13 protein-coding genes and 1 tRNA gene are annotated in these 17,404 nt (G+C 49.9%); 10 read left to right on the top strand and 4 right to left on the bottom strand.

The window, feature by feature from the left end; genetic code table 11:
- Positions 1-12: 12 nt before the first annotated feature.
- The 6 genes from JI741_RS28450 to lpxB all read left to right on the top strand — a co-directional run bounded on the left by JI741_RS28450 (position 13) and on the right by lpxB (position 8,775).
- Complete coding sequence (locus JI741_RS28450; RefSeq protein WP_202015502.1) at positions 13-918, top strand: hypothetical protein; 906 nt, start codon at positions 13-15, stop codon at positions 916-918.
- Positions 919-949: 31 nt separating this feature from the next.
- The gene (locus tag JI741_RS28455) at positions 950-1,882 is read left to right on the top strand and encodes a hypothetical protein (protein ID WP_202015503.1); all 933 of its coding nucleotides are present in this window, start codon (positions 950-952) and stop codon (positions 1,880-1,882) included.
- Positions 1,883-2,182: 300 nt separating this feature from the next.
- Positions 2,183-5,545, top strand: coding sequence for a SusC/RagA family TonB-linked outer membrane protein (locus JI741_RS28460; protein WP_202015507.1), 3,363 nt, complete (start codon positions 2,183-2,185; stop codon positions 5,543-5,545).
- 11 nt (positions 5,546-5,556) lie between these two features.
- The gene (locus JI741_RS28465) at positions 5,557-7,059 is read left to right on the top strand and encodes a SusD/RagB family nutrient-binding outer membrane lipoprotein (RefSeq protein WP_202015509.1); all 1,503 of its coding nucleotides are present in this window, start codon (positions 5,557-5,559) and stop codon (positions 7,057-7,059) included.
- A 132-nt stretch (positions 7,060-7,191) separates the two neighbouring features.
- Positions 7,192-7,611 (top strand): 6-pyruvoyl trahydropterin synthase family protein, encoded by a 420-nt coding sequence (locus JI741_RS28470; RefSeq protein WP_202015511.1) that lies wholly within the window; start codon positions 7,192-7,194, stop codon positions 7,609-7,611.
- 48 nt (positions 7,612-7,659) lie between these two features.
- Positions 7,660-8,775 (top strand): lipid-A-disaccharide synthase, encoded by a 1,116-nt coding sequence (lpxB, locus tag JI741_RS28475; protein WP_202015513.1) that lies wholly within the window; start codon positions 7,660-7,662, stop codon positions 8,773-8,775.
- Positions 8,776-8,885: 110 nt separating this feature from the next.
- Here the strand turns inward: lpxB and clpX are convergent, their stop codons facing one another.
- The 4 genes from clpX to JI741_RS28495 all read right to left on the bottom strand — a co-directional run bounded on the left by clpX (position 8,886) and on the right by JI741_RS28495 (position 12,612).
- Positions 8,886-10,118: an ATP-dependent Clp protease ATP-binding subunit ClpX gene (gene clpX, locus JI741_RS28480; protein WP_202015515.1), complete on the bottom strand. Its 1,233-nt coding sequence runs from the start codon at positions 10,116-10,118 to the stop codon at positions 8,886-8,888.
- A gap of 94 nt (positions 10,119-10,212) precedes the next feature.
- Positions 10,213-10,887, bottom strand: a complete 675-nt coding sequence (locus JI741_RS28485) for a ClpP family protease (protein ID WP_202015516.1) — start codon at positions 10,885-10,887, stop codon at positions 10,213-10,215.
- 211 nt (positions 10,888-11,098) lie between these two features.
- Positions 11,099-12,445 carry a trigger factor gene (locus JI741_RS28490; RefSeq protein WP_202015517.1) on the bottom strand — a complete coding sequence of 449 codons (1,347 nt, stop codon included), beginning with the start codon at positions 12,443-12,445 and terminating at the stop codon, positions 11,099-11,101.
- A gap of 82 nt (positions 12,446-12,527) precedes the next feature.
- Positions 12,528-12,612: transfer RNA gene (locus JI741_RS28495), tRNA-Leu, on the bottom strand.
- Between the two features lie 128 nt (positions 12,613-12,740).
- On the opposite strand from JI741_RS28495, the gene JI741_RS28500 reads away from it, so the two are divergent.
- From JI741_RS28500 to JI741_RS28515, 4 genes are read left to right on the top strand one after another with little or no spacing between them, the layout of a single operon-like run.
- Positions 12,741-14,960 carry a RelA/SpoT family protein gene (locus JI741_RS28500; protein WP_202015533.1) on the top strand — a complete coding sequence of 740 codons (2,220 nt, stop codon included), beginning with the start codon at positions 12,741-12,743 and terminating at the stop codon, positions 14,958-14,960.
- 43 nt (positions 14,961-15,003) lie between these two features.
- Complete coding sequence (locus JI741_RS28505; protein WP_202015518.1) at positions 15,004-15,492, top strand: Fur family transcriptional regulator; 489 nt, start codon at positions 15,004-15,006, stop codon at positions 15,490-15,492.
- Positions 15,489-15,818, top strand: coding sequence for an STAS domain-containing protein (locus JI741_RS28510; RefSeq protein ID WP_202015519.1), 330 nt, complete (start codon positions 15,489-15,491; stop codon positions 15,816-15,818). The genes JI741_RS28505 and JI741_RS28510 overlap by 4 nt, the downstream gene beginning before the upstream one ends.
- 28 nt (positions 15,819-15,846) lie before the next feature.
- The gene (locus JI741_RS28515) at positions 15,847-17,136 is read left to right on the top strand and encodes an adenylosuccinate synthase (protein ID WP_202015520.1); all 1,290 of its coding nucleotides are present in this window, start codon (positions 15,847-15,849) and stop codon (positions 17,134-17,136) included.
- Positions 17,137-17,404: the final 268 nt, after the last annotated feature.

Raw genomic sequence — 17,404 nt, forward strand, 5'->3', positions numbered from 1 at the left:
ATCTGAAGAGATATGAAAATCTTTTTGAAATATTCATTGCTTGTTGCCACGACCTTGATCTTCACGGTGTCATGTCGTGACGAAGACAAGATTCGTATGCCCGAAATCCAGGACGGTGTTAATGCCAGAGTGGTTGTTCATTCCGATAAATCGGTATTGAACTTCCTCGACATCACCAATGCGTCTATGGTGTTTGATATCTATTCACAGAATAGCGATATCAAGGAAATTACCTATTCGGCCACGTTCACCGATGCAACGTTCCCGACCCAAAAGTTTCCGACAGTAGTGATTAAGAAGGTGGCAGGTTCAGCGTTTGCCAATGGCAAAGCCAGCGATTTGCAAGTGACGGCTACGGAATTGGCCGCAGCTTTCGATCTGCCAGGCGGCGCCACATATTTGAGCGGCGGTGACAACTTCACCTTTTTCTCCTCTGTGGAGTTAAACGACGGAAGAATCATCAATGCGGCTAACTCTGCTCCAAACATCACAACCGGAACAAACGCAAGCTTCACATCAACCTTTAAATTGTTTGTGTCTTGTCCTTTTGTGGTAGATGAAGCCGTTGGCACATACACCGTCGTTACAGATGCCGGCGAATGGGCAACCGCGCCGGGTCATGAGGCGGAGATCGTTGCAGGCCCCGGTGCAAACCAAATCACGGTTAAAAATGCATTGGGCTACCCTCAAGAGTTCGACATGATTGTCGACATTAACCCTGGCACGGGTGCAGCTACAGTAGCGAAGCAAGTTACCTGGGATGCCGACTTCTGGTTTCCCGCAGATGGCTATGGACTTGGATCCACAGCGGGCAGCGGCTTCTTCTTCTCTTGCAGCGGCTTCCTCACACTGGACCTTGGCTTCACCGTGGCGGCAGGTTCTTTTGGAACATTTAAAGTTGAATGGCAGAAAAATTAATCTGACCTAAACCCAAATAAAACGAATGCATATGAGATATATATATTCTGTCATAGCACTGTTTGCTGCATCGTTGGTCATCTCGAGTTGTGTGGATGACTATACTGTAGCAAACCCTCCCGCTCTTCAGGACGCTCCGTTTCTGAGATTAAGCGCCACTGGAAACAGCAGTGTGAAAATAGTGGCTCAGCCGCTAAACAAATACACTGCGTTTGTAAACTACGGTGACCCCGTTGAAATAAAAGTTTCTGTGGTAAATGCCCCAGGCATAATTGAATCGGCCTCAGTATCATCTTCTATTGTTGAGTATGGTACGGTAACCTTGAACGAGTCAAGCTTTGCCGCCATAAAAGGAAAGACCAGCGGAGACTTCACGTTCACGTTCACACCCAGCACAATTTTGGTTGGAACTGCAGATCGCGCGTTGAACCTGACGGTTACTGTTTCCGATTCTCAAGTAGACGAAAAGGGAGAGTCTGCAGCGTTGACGTCAACCCTCACGGTTCCCCTCACGCTGGTAAATGGTCCTTGCTTGTCTGATGGCCTTGCTGAAGGTACTTACATTGTATCCGAAGCCAGTGGCAACACAGACGGCGGCGATCCGTTCAGCCTCGACGATTTGAAAGCGAATTCGGGTAGCGCCTTCTCTGCAGAGAAAGTGGTAGTGGTGGTTACAAAAAACAGACCCGGTGTCTACACGTTCACAGAAGTGACCGGTGGCGTTTGGCCTGTGTTCTACAGCACCCGAGCGAAACCTACCTTGCGTGTAAATCTTTGTGACAACACAATCACTGGAAGAACAGGTTTTGTAACGGCCGGATCGGGCGCTACAGCTCGGACCTTTACGCTGGATGGCACGCTCAACGCGAACGGGACCATTTCGATGAACTGGTCGTATGTGAGAAACGACGGCAATACACCAGCCGACCCCGCCACAGGATCATATACCTTGACGAAGATCTAAGGTTAAAGGAAATAGAAATTGGAAAAGAGGCGCCCCTGCGGTGCCTCTTTTTTTTGTTGCCCGATCTCGATTTGCCCAACCGGACGAATAAATTTCTTGAAAGGCCTCGAATTTCCGTAGCCGGCAATTATCAATTGCCATTAGGCATTTATCCCCCTACTGATGGTATAAAACAGCGATTCCAGCGCTCCAAACGGGGTGTATTCGTTTTTTTCAATTTCCCATTTATCATAAGTTTGAACATGAAAGTTTAAACACGTGTGTTTAAACACTAATTTTCATTAACCTAAACTTATCAAAATGCGGAAGTTTTTACTTGTATGCTTAACAGCGGTGTTCGCCCTCGCCAGTAGCGAGGTCTGGGCACAGGAGCGGACGATTTCCGGCCGGATCACCTCCCCAGAGGATGGTTCTCCGATGCCGGGTGTGAATGTGGTGCTGAAGGGCTCGACCAACGGCACAGTGACGGATGTTGACGGACGCTACAGTCTTTCAGTCCCTCAGTCGGGAGGCACCCTCGTGTTCTCCTTCATTGGCTTGAAATCGCAGGAAGTTGTGATCGGAGAACGCACCACGGTGGATCTCCAGATGGACCAGGACGTGACCCAGCTTTCGGAAGTGGTGGTGTCGGCGCTGGGTATCGAACAAAACCGCGACGAGCTCGGCACGGCGTCTTCTAACATTGGTGGAAGCGCGGTTTCCAAATCGGGCGAAGCTACCCTCATCAACGGGTTGGCGGCAAAAGCATCGGGTGTGAACATCATCAAGAGCAGTGGCGACCCGGGCGCTGGCGCATACATCCAGATTCGTGGACAAAGCACCATCACCGGCAACCTGCAACCCCTCATCATTCTCGATGGCATGCCTATCTATAATTCACAGTCCGGCATTTCTGAAACAGACGGCAACGTAGATGGTGTGGCGCAACAATCGCGTCTCAACGACCTGAACCCCGACGACATTCAATCTATTGAAGTGTTGAAAGGTGCAAGCGCCGGCGCGCTGTGGGGAACACGGGCCGCCAACGGCGTTATCGTGATCACGACAAAGAAAGGCTCCAGTGACAAAGGCAAGATCAATGTGTCGCTGAAGTACACACGCTCCATGGACAAGCTTTACATCGCGCACGACCTTACTAAAAACTGGGGCTCGGGCACGTTGATGCAATACCAGAACGCGCCTTCAAGCGGAGGCAGCTGGGGTGACTATATTCCCGATCGCAAGGGCGGCGCTGATGCGTTCATCACCGATCCCACGGCACCCGGATACAATGGCTTTTTTCAAGCGGCCGACGGCACAAGATTTTATGCCATCCCCAACGGAACTGCGGCTGATCCTCACGGTGGGAAAAATTCGCGCGACGTCTTCGACTACAGAGACAACCTCTTCAAAACCGGAAGCTACAACGACTTTGGCGTGACCCTGAACGGCGGCGACAAAGACGGCAACTTCTACATCAGCATCGACAACCTGAAGCAGGATGGTATCATTCAACGCAACAGCAACTACGATCGCACGTCGATCCGTGTCAACACCAACAAACGTTTCAATGAGTTTGTGAAAATGAGCTCGAACTTTGGCTACACAAAAACCAAATCTAACCGCACCCAAATGGGCTCGAACGTGTCGGGCCTCTACCTCGGTGGTTTGCGTACGTCGCCCGATTTTAACAACGAATATGCGGTGGGCACCTACACCGATGCAAACGGCGTGGTGGCTTTCGATCGTCAACGTGCCTACCGGAACCCGCTGGGTGCAAGCGAGAAGTCGACCTATGACAACCCGCTCTGGATGATGGATCACAACATCAGCACGTCGGACGTAGATCGTTTCATGGGATCATTTGAGTTGGGTGTGTCGCCCTGGAAATGGTTCGACATCACAGCCAGAGCCGGTGTAGATACCTACATCGATCGTCGTTATGATCTCCTTGATCCGTTGGCATCTGCACAACCCGGTGGAAAACTCATCCTTCAAAACCTGAAAGAAACACAATTTAATGGAGACCTTTTTGGTCGTGGAAAATTCAACCTCAACGAAGATCTTACGTTGATCGCGTTGGTTGGGTTGAACTTGAACCAGCGTCAGTATGAACGCATCGGTGGCACGGCACAATCGTTTATCATCGACAAGTCCATCCCTACGGACATTACAAACGCTACGCTGTCCAATCAATTCCCCTTCAACGCGTTCACACAGCAACGCACCGCGGCGGTGTATTCAACATTGGATTTTGCCTATAAGAACATGCTCTTCCTCGGGTTGACCGGAAGAGGAGAAAGCGCTTCCACATTTGGTCGCGCCACAAAAAGCACATTCTATTATCCCGCCGCAAACCTCGCGTGGCAATTCAGCCAGCTGCTAGAATCGGATGTGTTGTCTTTTGGAAAGTTGAGAACAAGCTATGGCCAGGTGGGTGTGCAACCATCGCCCTACAACACGGCTACCTACTATACACCCGGTGGTGTGCTGGACGGCTGGGGAACTCAAATCCTCTCGGCAGCCTACAACGGTGGGTATACCGAAAGCACAACGCTGGGCAACGCTTTCCTGAAACCTGAGCGCAAAACAGAAATTGAATTCGGAACCGATCTCCGTTTCTTCCAGGATCGCGTGAGCCTGAGTGCTACGTATTTCACAAACAAAACCACCGATGCTATTCTGAAAGTAGCCACGGCTGCATCAACAGGCTTTGCCGACAAAGTGGCCAACGCTGCAGAGATCACAAACCACGGATGGGAATTTGATTTGGGTGCCGACATTCTTAAAGTAGGCGACTTCTCGTGGAAGCTGAGCGGCAACTGGTCGATGTACCGGAACAAGGTGACCAGCCTCGCCGGAACATCGTCGCTCTTCCTGAACGGCTTTGCCGGAACCTCGTCGCGTGCTGTAGAAGGACAACCGCTTGGTGTGCTCTGGGGCATCGATTGGGAGAAAGATGCACAAGGCAACCTCATGCTCGACGAAAGAGGATTCCCGAAAGCAGCAACAAACGAATCGGTGATCGGCAACCCGAACCCCGATTGGAAAGCCGCCTTTGGAAACACATTCTCGTTTAAAGGATTTTCGCTTTATGTCTTGGTAGAAAGAACACAAGGTGGTCAGATCTGGGCCGGAACACACGGCATCATGAACAACTTTGGTCGTTCTACCGACACCGATGTGCTCTCGACCATTTCGGCAGCAGAGGCAGCCGCTATGCCCGTGTGGGGAAGCATTCCCAACAATGCCGGCGGAACCGATCGCAGCAAGTTTGTGGCTGAACGCTACACACCCAATGCCGATGGAACCTACACATTCAGAGGTAGCGTGCAGGATTTTGGAGGCGGAAAAGTGGCCCTTGATCAAGGATGGTATACCGACCTTGGTGGTGGCTTTGGCCCCGTAGCCAGCCAGTTTGTGAAAGACGCCACCAACACACGCATCCGCGAAGTGACGTTGGCCTACTCGCTGAACAGCTCGGCGTTCAGAGCGGCAACCAAACTCACGTCTATTGATTTCTCCATCACCGGAAGAAACTTGTTCATCACCGGTCCGGACATCAAATACATCGGAACAGATCCGGAAACAAACCTCACCGGAAGCACGAATGGTCGCGGTCTGGAATATTTCAACAACCCGGCCACCCGTTCATACTTGTTCACTATCAAGATTAACTATTAAGCGATTTCAGTATGAAAAAATATATTAAGTCATTTCCAAAGATCGCCCTTCTCCTGGCATTGGGAGCGTTCATAAGTTCGTGCGAAAAATTCGCGAACGGTGTAAGCGAATTCGATCCTACGAAACCCACCGACGCTTCCCTCAAACTGGTGGTGAACGCGGCGCAGATTTCGTATGTGGCCTACATGGAAGGCGAGTTGGCCCGCATTGGTGGCATGTGGAGTGGTCAGTTCACAGGAACAGACCGTCAGTATGTGGCGTTGAACAACTATACGTCTACTGCACCCGACTACGACAACGCGTGGTCAACAATTTACTCAAGCCTTTTTAAATCGCTGAAGATTGCGGAAGCGAAAGCAACGTTGGTGAACAACAAACGCGCGCTGGCCATGATGCAGATTCTGGAGGCTCACACCATGGGCACAACCGCGGCCCTGTTTGGCGACATTCCGTATTCACAAGCCAGCAACCTGTCCGAGTATCCCAACCCTGTGTTCGACGATCAACGCGATATCTATAATGCACTGATCACACTGGTAGATCAGGCCCTCAAGAACATCGACGAAGCTCCCGACGGAACAAACTACGATGGCGACCTCTTCTTCCCCGGTCAGAAGAAAGTGGAGGATGCCGACGCGCTGTGGACGGCCGTTGCCTACACGGTGAAAGCAAAACTGTATCTCAACCTGAGCGACTATCCCAATGCATTGCAAGCCGCCGCGAAAGGAATCAGCAACCCCAGCGGCGACGTGATGATCGATCACCACGATTCACCCGGACAGGATTTTAATTTATACTATTCGTTTCTCGTCTATGATCGCCCCGGCTACATGGGTGCCGCCGATGCGTTTGCGCCAAAGATGCTCGATGCCACAAGCCCGGAGACTTTCAATCGCAACAACGACAAGAACGTGGAGGACGATCGCTTCGCCTACATCTACTATGGCAACTATGAAGACGGCTACGATTTGAATGTGTCGGGCTTTGACTACGACGGCGAAGCAGACGGCATGTTTTCCAATCGCGCGCCTTTCCGCATGCTCACCTACCGCGACAACCAACTTATTCTGGCAGAAGCCACGTTGCGCCAAAGCGGATTCACGGCCGCTCTGGATGAGCTGAACGAATACCGCGCCTACCTTGATGCGGGCGGCTATCTGAATCCCGACTACTATTCCGGTCCCGGAAATTACCAGCCCTATGCCAGCGCCGATTTTGATGAAGGAGGAAGCCAAAACCCCGACGGCATCACCGCTGCCGACGCACTGTATCGCGAGATCACAGAAGAGCGCTACGTATCCCTGCTGAGCACACTCGATGTGTTCATCGATATGCATCGCAAGGGATTTGGTTCTTTCGCCGGACAGCAAAACTGGCAGGTGATTGGCCTCACGCCTGTGACCGGCACCCTCATTCCGCAGCGCTTCCTGATACCACAGTCAGAAGTGAACTCGAACACGTCGGCGCCCAAACCTTCGCCAGGCCTGTTTGATCCGACAGAACTTTTTAATTAGAATTTGGATTAGGGTAGAATGTGAAAGGCTCCGACTTGTCGGGGCCTTTCCTATTTGCCCCTCCTGTGGTGGATCGCGGGGGAGCCGATTCGGAGATTTTTTGATCCACCAGACTTAATGTAGTTTTGCACCATGGTATACGTCAGCCGCAAAGAACATTTCAATGCCGCCCACAAGCTCTACAATCCGCAGTGGACCAAAGAGAAGAACGTGGAAGTGTTTGGACCCTGTGCAAACGATAACTGGCATGGCCACAACTTCGAACTGATCGTGACGGTGAAGGGCATGCCTGACCCCGACACCGGTTTTGTGGTCGACCTGAAGCAACTGAGCAACCTGATCCGGAAAGAAGTGGTCGACAAACTGGATCACAAAAACCTGAACATGGATGTTGACTTCATGACCGGCAAACTGGCGAGCTGCGAAAACCTTATCATCGAGATCTGGCGCATTCTGCACACCCATCTGCCCACCATCACGGAGCACGGCATGTTGCACAGTTTGCGCCTCTACGAAACGCCGCGTAATTACGTGGACTACTTTGGAGAATAAACCCGAAAGGCCGTACTTCGACCTTTCCTACTACCTCGTAAACTCAATATGCGCTATTATATAATTGCGGGTGAACGATCGGGAGATTTACACGCAGGCAACCTCGTCAAGTCCATTCGCAAACGCGACACGCAAGCCAAGCTTCGCGGTTTTGGAGGCGAATATATGCGCGCGGCAGGAGTGGAGCTGACCCTGCATTATGCCAACATGGCCTTCATGGGTTTCACGCAAGTAGTGTTAAACCTCGGCCGTATCTCGGCCTACATCAAAGAATGCACAGCCGATATTTTGCAATTCAAACCCGACGTCGTTATTCTTATCGACTACGGGGGATTCAACCTGCGCATCGCCAAATTTTGCAAGAAGCATAACATCAAAGTCTTCTACTACATCACTCCCAAAGTGTGGGCGTGGGGTCAGTATCGCGCAAAAGCGCTGAAGGAGAATGTGGATCGCATGTTTGTGATTCTTCCGTTTGAAAAAGATTTCTTCAAGAAGTTCGAGTGGGATGTGGACTATGTGGGAAACCCGGTGCTCGACGCCGTGAAAGCACACCACACCAACCCTGACTTTTTATCGCGCTGGAAACTGAATCGCGATCGTGAAGTCATCGCGTTGTTGCCCGGCAGTCGCAAGCAGGAATTGCAGCGCATCGTGCCGATCATGGCCCAGGTGGCCAAAAAATTTCCGGAGTTCCAGTTTGCCGTGGCCGCGGTGTCTACCCTCGACAAATCGCTCTACGAGCCCTTTCTCGGAATGGAAAACATCAGCTATGTGGAAGAGCAAACCTACGATTTGCTCGCACACGCCAGGGCCGCCATTGTCACTTCCGGAACAGCAACATTAGAAACGGCGTTGTTTCGCGTGCCGCAGATTGTGGTGTACCAAACAAGCTGGCTCAACTACTCGATCAGCAAATGGGTTATCCTGGTTAAATTCATTTCCCTCGTCAACCTCATCGCCGGCAGGGAAGTGGTGAAAGAAATGATTCAGGACGACGCCAATGCCGACCAGATATCGGCCGAGCTTCGGTTGATGATGGCCGACACCGAACGACGCAAAGCCATACTGGACGGATACGACGAAATCATCACCATACTTGACACCGGTTCCGCCTCTGAAAACGCGGCTGAATTAATGATCGGATATCTCACAAAATCATAGCAGGAAAAGCATCGACGTTCGTATCATGTGAAGCTTCAACGAAAATAGCTACAAAGAAAAAGGGACTTATGCAGTCCCTTTTTTATGCTTCACGATTTCAGTTGAAATTTCTAAGCCACCTTCAGCTTGCTGTATTGCGACTTGCTGAATTTCTCTTCGGCGTAGGCGCGTGTAATCACCAGGCGGTCCATGTTCTTTTCCGAGGGCAATTCGAACATGGCGTCGTTGATGATGGCTTCGCAGATGCTGCGCAAGCCGCGCGCACCTAACTTGAATTCCATGGCTTTCTCGACAATAAAATCAATCGCGCCGTCTTTGAATTCCAGCTCGATGCTTTCCATGTCGAATAGCTTCTTGTATTGTTTCATCAGCGCGTTCTTGGGCTCCGTAAGAATCTTACGCAAGGCCTCTGTGTCCAAAGGATTCAGGAACGAAACCACGGGCAAACGTCCGATCAACTCGGGAATAAGTCCAAAGCTTTTCAAGTCTTGTGCCGTGATGAATTGTAACAGGTTGTCTTTATCCAGACCGGGGTGAGCTCCATCGGCGCCGGCCACAAATCCGAGGGGACGTGTGTTGAGGCGGTTGGCGATGAAACGCGAGATGCCTTCAAAAGCACCACCGCAGATGAACAGGATGTTTTCAGTATTCACCGTGATCATTTTTTGATCGGGATGTTTGCGTCCGCCTTGTGGGGGAACATTCACCGCGGTGCCTTCCAGCAATTTCAACAACGCTTGCTGCACACCTTCGCCACTCACGTCGCGGGTGATGGAAGGGTTGTCTGACTTGCGTGCAATCTTGTCGATTTCGTCGATGTATACAATGCCGCGTTCAGCAGCTTCCACGTTGTAGTCTGCTGCCTGAAGAAGGCGAGTCAAAATGCTTTCCACATCTTCGCCCACATAGCCGGCTTCGGTCAGCACGGTGGCATCGGCAATACAAAAAGGAACTTGCAATAACTTGGCCAGTGTGCGCGCCAGGTAGGTTTTTCCCGTGCCCGTTTCGCCCGCCATAATGATGTTCGATTTCTCGATCATCACATCGTTGTCGAGCTTGCGTTGCATGAGGCGCTTGTAGTGGTTATAGACCGCCACAGACATGATTTTCTTTGCTTCATCCTGACCAATCACATACTCGTCCAGGAATTTTTTGATTTCCATGGGTTTGATGAGCTTGAAATTGGGGGAAAAGCCAGCCTCAGTCTTGCTCTTTTTCTCTTCACCTAAAATTTGATTGGCCTGTGTCACGCATTTGTCACAAATGTGCGCGTGAATGCCCGAGATCATCAGGTCAACGTCTTTTTTGCTTCTTCCGCAAAAGGAACAGGTAACTTCAGCCATGACTATTTGAGATTAAATAAAAACCGATGTGCCAAACGCCACAAAGGTAGCGAATATTTGGCACATCGGTAGAAACGGTTTGTGGGCAAAAGGGTTAGACCTTCTTGCGCTCCAATACCTCGTCGATCAGGCCGTAGGTCTTGGCTTCGCTGGAACGCATCCAGTAGTCGCGATCCGAGTCCCTTTCGATCTTTTCGTAGGTTTGGCCGCTGTGTTTGGCGAGGATGTTATAAAGATCCTTTTTCACCTCCAACGTTTGTTTGAGGCTGATTTCCATATCCGAAGCCTGACCCTGCATGCCGCTCATGGGCTGGTGAATCATGATGCGGGAATGGGGCAGACCCGATCTTTTCTTGGCTGCGCCGGCGGTGAGCAACACCGCGCCCATAGAAGCTGCCAAACCTGTACAGATCGTGGCCACGTCAGGGTTCACATATTGCATGGTGTCGTAGATGCCCAATCCTGCATATACTGAGCCTCCCGGGCTATTGATGTACATAATGATGTCTTTCTTGGGGTCTGACGACTCCAGGAACAAAAGCTGGGCAGTGATGAGGTTGGCAATCTGGTCGTCGATGCCCATGCCCAGGAAAATGATGCGGTCGGAAATGAGCCGGGTGAACACATCGATGGCACGGAAATTTCCAGGACGCTCTTCAATCACGTACTGGGTCATGTCTTTAATTTGATTTGCGTAACTGTCGATCGTATTGCCGCTCATGCCCAGATGATGCACGGCATACTTTCTGAATTCATTGTTATTGTTCATAGTTAAAAGTTTACGATATGATTTTGAAAACTGGCAGGTAAGCCGGATTTGTCGCTTTTCGGGAGAACAATCATAGCCATCCTAACGCTAAAATACAACCCTATAACCCCCATAAAACGAAAATGGTTTTAAGTTGCCTTAAAACCATAGTCGCTTGTTGTAGATATTTATTGCAACCTCCCGGCCCATGTTCCGGCCGTGAGTGTCAACATCAATGTTTGTGTTCTTCCACAATTTTCTTGAATTCATCCACGGTCACCTTCTTCTCTGTTACGGTGATCTGCTCGCGGATAAACTTCAGAAGTTTCTCGCTGCGCAGCTGGTTGTAGAGTTTCATGAAGTTGTTGCCGTTCTCGTTTTGCAGATAGTTGTCGGCAATGGCGTCCAGTTTATCGCCCAGTTGTTCGGCGATGGCGGGGCCACCAAATTGTGAAATGATCATGTCTTTGGCTTTGGCGCGCACTTCGTCGGCTTCAACGGTGATCTTGTTGTCGTCGGCGATGCGGTTTTTCACCAGATCCCATTTCAGGCCACGCTTGTAGGCGTCGAACTCCTGCGCCAACACATCATCCGTAACCTGTCCCTGGCTGCTGGTTTTCAACCAGGCCTTCAGGAAGTCGTCGGGAAGATTCATGGACGTGTTGTTCACGAAATAGTCTTCGATGTTGTGTTCCAGGAAGTGATCAGACTCGCGCTTGTAGTTCTCGCCGATTGTTTCCTTGATTTTCTCAATGAATTCTGCTTCGGTTTTCACCACATCTTTGCCAAACACGCGGTCGAACAATTCAACGTTCACTTCTGCAGGCTCGGTGCGGCTGATGGTCTCAACTTTCAGGATATACGCGCCTTTTGCATTCTTGGCTTCGTCCACCGACAGGCCCAGCAATTGGGCTTTCTCGTTGATGTCGCCGAATGTTTTGTCGATGTCGAATTCAACTTCTTCACCTTTTTTCACGCCGGTGAATTTCTTCTGCTCTTTCTTCTCCACTTTTTCGACGGCAACAAAAGCTTGCTCGCGGGCAAAGTCGCCTTCCTTGATACGAAGCGGACCAAACAGGTTGTCGCCCGCTTCGCTCACTTCGGGATATTCCACCTTACCAAAACGTTTCTTCAAATCAGCAACCGTCTCGTCGATGGTCTTGACGTCTACTTCGATGGGATACGACAGAACTTTCACTTTCGAAGAAAGATCGTACGAGAATTCATCCACCAAACCAATGAGGTATTCGAATTCAAAATTCTTCTGAACCTCCCAATCGATGGTCGATGCCTTGTCCTGGTTGGGCAGCGGTTCGCCAAGAATTTTGAGGTTGTTTTCTTTAATATAGTCAGAAAGCTTGTGCGAAAGCAGGTGGTTGATTTCTTCGACAAGGATAGACTTGCCAAACATTTTCTTGATCACACCAGTAGGAACTTTTCCCTGACGGAAGCCTTTGATGTTCGCTTTGCGGGCGTAATCTTTTACTTTTTCTTCAACGCTGGGTTGATAATCACCTTCGGTTAATTTAATTTTAATTAAACCTTCAGTGCTGTTCTTCTTGTCTAGTGTTATTTCCAAAGCTCAAAGTATTTTATTGTTTTCACCAGATAAACCAAGAACCCTCAACGCCCGTGATAGTCTACGAACATCGAGGGTTCAGTGGTGCGGATGGAGGGACTCGAACCCCCACGCCTTTCGGCACCAGATCCTAAGTCTGGCACGGCTACCAATTACGCCACATCCGCAAAAGGAGGGCGCAAATTTATAGAATATTCACAAATAAGAAATAGTTTGTATTTGTAAACAGAAAAAAGTCATTTTTACTCACCTTAGCAACGATCAAAAACACCCAAATTCAACTAATCTGCCGTAAATAATGGTAATAGACGCCGAACTGGAGAAGAAAGAAATCATTAACCGTTACAGGAGATTGCTGCGCAAAGCCAAGCCGATTCTGAAGGATGGCGATGCCAAATTGATCAAAAAGGCCTTCACCATCTCTCTGGAAGCCCACAAAGACATGCGCCGGAAGTCGGGCGAACCTTTCATTTTTCATCCCCTGGCCGTAGCCGAAATTTGCGTGGAAGAGATCGGCCTGGGCACCACCTCCATCATCGCAGCCCTCATGCACGACGTGGTGGAAGACACCGACATCGAGCTGGCCGACATCGAAAAGATGTTCGGCAAGAAAATAACCCGCATCATCGACGGCCTCACCAAAATTCGCGGCGTCTTTGAATATGGCACCTCACAACAGGCCGAGAATTTCCGGAAGATGCTCTTCACCCTGTCTGACGATGTGCGTGTGATCCTCATCAAACTGGCTGACCGCCTGCACAATATGCGCACGCTCGACAGCATGCCGCGCAACAAACAGCTGAAGGTGGCCAACGAAACCATCTACCTCTATGCGCCACTGGCCCACCGCCTGGGGCTGAATGCAATTAAGACTGAGCTGGAAGACTTATACCTCCGGTTCACCGACCGGCCCGTCTACAATGGCATTGCCCAAAACATAGACGCCACCCGCGCCGTGCGCACCAAGTTCATCAAACAGTTCATGGTGCCCATCAAAGACGAACTGGACAAGCTTAAAATTGAATACGAAATCAAGGGACGGCCAAAGTCCATTTATTCGATCTGGAACAAGATGCGCAAGCAGAATATTCCCTTCGAGGAAGTGTTCGACCTGTTTGCCATCCGCATCATTCTCGACACTACGGTGGACTATGAGAAGGCGTTGTGCTGGCAAGTGTATTCTATTGTAACAGACTACTATACGCCCAACCCAGACCGACTCCGCGACTGGATCAGCACGCCCAAATCCAACGGCTACGAATCGCTTCACACCACCGTGATGGCCAAGAACGGCCAGTGGGTGGAAGTGCAGATCCGCAGCAAGCGCATGGACGAAATTGCCGAAAAGGGTTATGCCGCCCACTGGAAATACAAAGACCGCGAGGCCACCGCCGAATCGAACCTCGAAAAATGGCTGGCCCGCGTGCGCGACCTGCTGGAACAAAACAACCACTCCGCCCTCGACTTTGTGGATGACTTCCGGGGCAACCTGTTTAGCGAAGAAGTGTTTGTGTTTACTCCCAAAGGCGAACTCAAAACCTTGCCCTACGGAGCCACGGCTCTCGATTTTGCATTTGAAATCCACACGCAGGTGGGCTCTAAATGCATCGGCGCCAAGGTGAACAACAAGCTGGTGCCCATCAACTATGTGTTGAAAAACGGCGACCAGATCGAAATCCTGACGTCTCAAAAACAAAAGCCCCACGAAGACTGGCTGCGTTTTGTGGTGAGCTCCAAGGCAAAAGCCCGCATCAAAGACGAACTGAAGGAAGACAAACGGAAATCGGCCGACGAAGGCAAGGAAATACTTATCCGCAAGCTGCGCCAGCTAAAAGAGGAGCCAACCCAGCAGCTGCTGGAACAGATGCGTGAATACTTCAAGGTGCCGGCCAATTTTGAACTATACTATAGGATAGGCCGCGGCTTCATTACCTCGGCCGACATCAAGAAATTTGCGGAAAACAAGCCCGCGTCTGCCATTAAAGCCCGACCTAATGCTCAGGTCGCCGACGCCAAGTCGATTGAGGCGGAAATCAAACAGGCAAAAGGCCGCTACGAAGATATTTTGCTGATTGGCGAAGACATGGATGTTGTTGATTATAAGCTGGCTAAATGCTGCACGCCCATTCCCGGCGACGACGTTTTTGGCTTTGTCACCGTCAACGAAGGCATCAAGATCCACCGGACAAACTGCACCAACGCCCCCGAACTGCTTTCCCATCACGGCAACCGCGTAGTGAAAGCAAAGTGGACTTCACAGCACGAGGTGGCGTTCCTCACAGGCCTTAAGATTCTGGGCACAGACCGCGTGGGGCTCATCAACGACGTCACAAAAATTATATCCGAGGAGCTAAAAGTGAACATGAGCTCTATGTCAATCCACACCGATTCGGGCATTTTTGAAGGCGAAATCATGCTTTACCTCAACGACACACGACACATGGAGCAGCTCATCGAGAAACTGCGGAGTGTGGAAGGGGTGGTGAAAGTGAGTCGATTTGATTCAAAAGAATAGGCCGTAAATTATTTTATTCGGCTATCTTTGCCCGTTATTTCAAATGGCACTGAACAGCAAGATATACGAAGAGGTAAAAAAGATCTTCACGGCCTACCTGGAAAATAAGGAGCTGCGCAAGACTCCGGAACGCTATGCGATCCTGGAGGAGATCTATTCCCGCGACGGCCATTTCGACGTGGAGTCCCTGTATATCAGCATGAAAAACAAAAACTACCGGGTGAGCCGGGCCACGGTCTACAACACCCTGGACCTGCTGGTGGAGTGTGATCTGGTGAGCAAACACCAGTTCGGAAAAAATCTGGCGCAGTATGAGAAGTCGTATGGCTATAAACAGCACGATCACCTCATTTGCACGGAATGTCATAAGGTAGTGGAGTTTTGTGATCCCAGGATTCAGAACATTCAAAACACGGTGGAGGAAATTCTACACTTCAACGTGATGCATCATTCACTCATATTATATGCCTCGTGCACACGGGTGAATTGTGAGAATAAAAAAGAAGCCACCCACAACCTTAATGGAGTATGAATTTCACAAAAGAAATAAAGAATAACCACCTCATTCTGAGGCTGTCGGGCGATTTGATCGGCGAAGACAACGGCGCCGCCATCATTGAAGCGGTGACCGACGCCATTCAACAAAAGGTTCTTAATTGCATCGTCGACATATCAGGGTTGCGATATATAAACAGTAGCGGTATCGGCGTGTTAATCACCATCCTCACCAAGTTCAGAAACAAAGGTGGCGAAGTGTCTTTGATGCGGCCGTCCGAAAGTGTCCAGAAATTATTGGTGATCACGAAGCTGAACGCCATTTTTCACATCGTTCAGAACGAGGAAGAAATCATTAAATAATTCTCAAAGAAAAAATCTAAAAATCAGGATGTCTAAGGTAGATGTATTGTTGGGCCTTCAGTGGGGAGACGAAGGCAAAGGAAAGATCGTGGACGTGTTAGCGCCCAAGTATGATGTAGTAGCCCGTTTTCAGGGTGGACCCAATGCGGGCCACACGCTGGAGTTCGACGGCATCAAACACGTGCTGCATCAAATTCCTTCCGGCATCTTTCGCGAGAAAACTAAAAACATCATCGGCAACGGCGTGGTGCTCGATCCGATCATCTTCAAAGGCGAGATCGAGAAACTTGCAAAATTTAACCTGAAGGTGAAAGAGAATCTCTTCATCTCCAAGAAAGCCACCCTCATTCTGCCAACGCACCGCCTACTGGACCAGGCCTACGAAAAAGCAAAAGGCGACAACAAAATCGGCTCGACGCTGAAAGGCATCGGTCCGACATACCAGGACAAGATCGGGCGCCAGGGATTGCGCGTGGGCGATATTCTTTCGGATAAATTTTCGGAAAGGCTCACGAAGCTAACAGACGTTCACTTCAAGATCCTGAAAGATCACGACATCGCCTTTAACTGGGACGAACTAAAAGCGCAGTTTTTGGATGCAGTGGAGTTCTTGAAAACATTCCAACTTATCGAAAGCGAATATTTTCTGAATAAAGAATTGAAGGCGGGTTCCACCATCCTCGCAGAAGGCGCACAGGGCGCGTTGCTTGACATTGATTTTGGAAGCTATCCTTTTGTGACGAGCTCCAATACAGTGACGGCAGGGGCCTGCACAGGCCTTGGCGTGGCACCGAGTCATATAGGAGAAGTGTATGGCATCTTTAAGGCGTATAGCACCCGCGTGGGAAGCGGACCGTTCCCCACAGAGTTGATAGACGACGAAGGTGAACGTATGCGTGCGGAAGGAAGAGAGTTCGGTTCCACCACCGGAAGACCGCGTCGTTGTGGCTGGATTGATCTGCCGTCGTTAAAATATTCGATCATGATCAACGGCGTCACCCAATTACTGATGATGAAAGCCGACGTGCTCAGCATTTTTTCGACAATAAAAGTTTGCACGAAGTATCAGTTGAGCGACGGAACCATCACCGACATGGTGCCTTACGAAATAGTGAATGAAAAAATTACACCGATTTATACAGAATTAAAGGGCTGGAGCATCGATCTGAACACAGACGGAATTTCGAAACAAAATTTGCCAGCCGAATTGGATGCGTATATAAAATTCCTTGAGGCAGAACTTCAGGTTCCCATTACGCTGGTTTCTACAGGACCCGATCGTACCCAAACGGTATACCGGAAAGAAAAATTTATATAATTTTTTTGTGCTCCCTCTTGCGCAGGTCTGGGGGAACACATACATTTGCATCCCGTTTCAGAAGGAAGGCGGCGAAAACAAGATGAAGTAGGGTTCTCAACAAGAGATTAGAGATGAATCCTCAGATGTTCGCTTCGGCGAGCAGCACGTTCTTTGAATGGATGATAATTGATAGCGGACCCATGGAACATTATAGCCGCGAGGTTGGGATGTTTCGTGATTGATTTCTTGAATAAGAAAAAGGATAAACGAGAGTCCAGGTTTCAAA

Source organism: Chryseolinea lacunae, from assembly GCF_016735595.1.
Classification (GTDB): Bacteria; Bacteroidota; Bacteroidia; order Cytophagales; family Cyclobacteriaceae; genus Chryseolinea; species Chryseolinea lacunae.

Bases quoted from the DNA above. Each gene is read 5' to 3' on its own strand.
- JI741_RS28485 (WP_202015516.1), bottom strand. From the start codon at position 10,887: ATGAACAATAACAATGAATTCAGAAAGTATGCCGTGCATCATCTGGGC.
- JI741_RS28510 (WP_202015519.1), top strand. From the start codon at position 15,489: ATGAATTTCACAAAAGAAATAAAGAATAACCACCTCATTCTGAGGCTG.
- lpxB (WP_202015513.1), top strand. From the start codon at position 7,660: ATGCGCTATTATATAATTGCGGGTGAACGATCGGGAGATTTACACGCA.
- JI741_RS28465 (WP_202015509.1), top strand. From the start codon at position 5,557: ATGAAAAAATATATTAAGTCATTTCCAAAGATCGCCCTTCTCCTGGCA.
- JI741_RS28505 (WP_202015518.1), top strand. From the start codon at position 15,004: ATGGCACTGAACAGCAAGATATACGAAGAGGTAAAAAAGATCTTCACG.
- JI741_RS28450 (WP_202015502.1), top strand. From the start codon at position 13: ATGAAAATCTTTTTGAAATATTCATTGCTTGTTGCCACGACCTTGATC.
- JI741_RS28470 (WP_202015511.1), top strand. From the start codon at position 7,192: ATGGTATACGTCAGCCGCAAAGAACATTTCAATGCCGCCCACAAGCTC.
- JI741_RS28460 (WP_202015507.1), top strand. From the start codon at position 2,183: ATGCGGAAGTTTTTACTTGTATGCTTAACAGCGGTGTTCGCCCTCGCC.
- clpX (WP_202015515.1), bottom strand. From the start codon at position 10,118: ATGGCTGAAGTTACCTGTTCCTTTTGCGGAAGAAGCAAAAAAGACGTT.
- JI741_RS28455 (WP_202015503.1), top strand. From the start codon at position 950: ATGAGATATATATATTCTGTCATAGCACTGTTTGCTGCATCGTTGGTC.
- JI741_RS28515 (WP_202015520.1), top strand. From the start codon at position 15,847: ATGTCTAAGGTAGATGTATTGTTGGGCCTTCAGTGGGGAGACGAAGGC.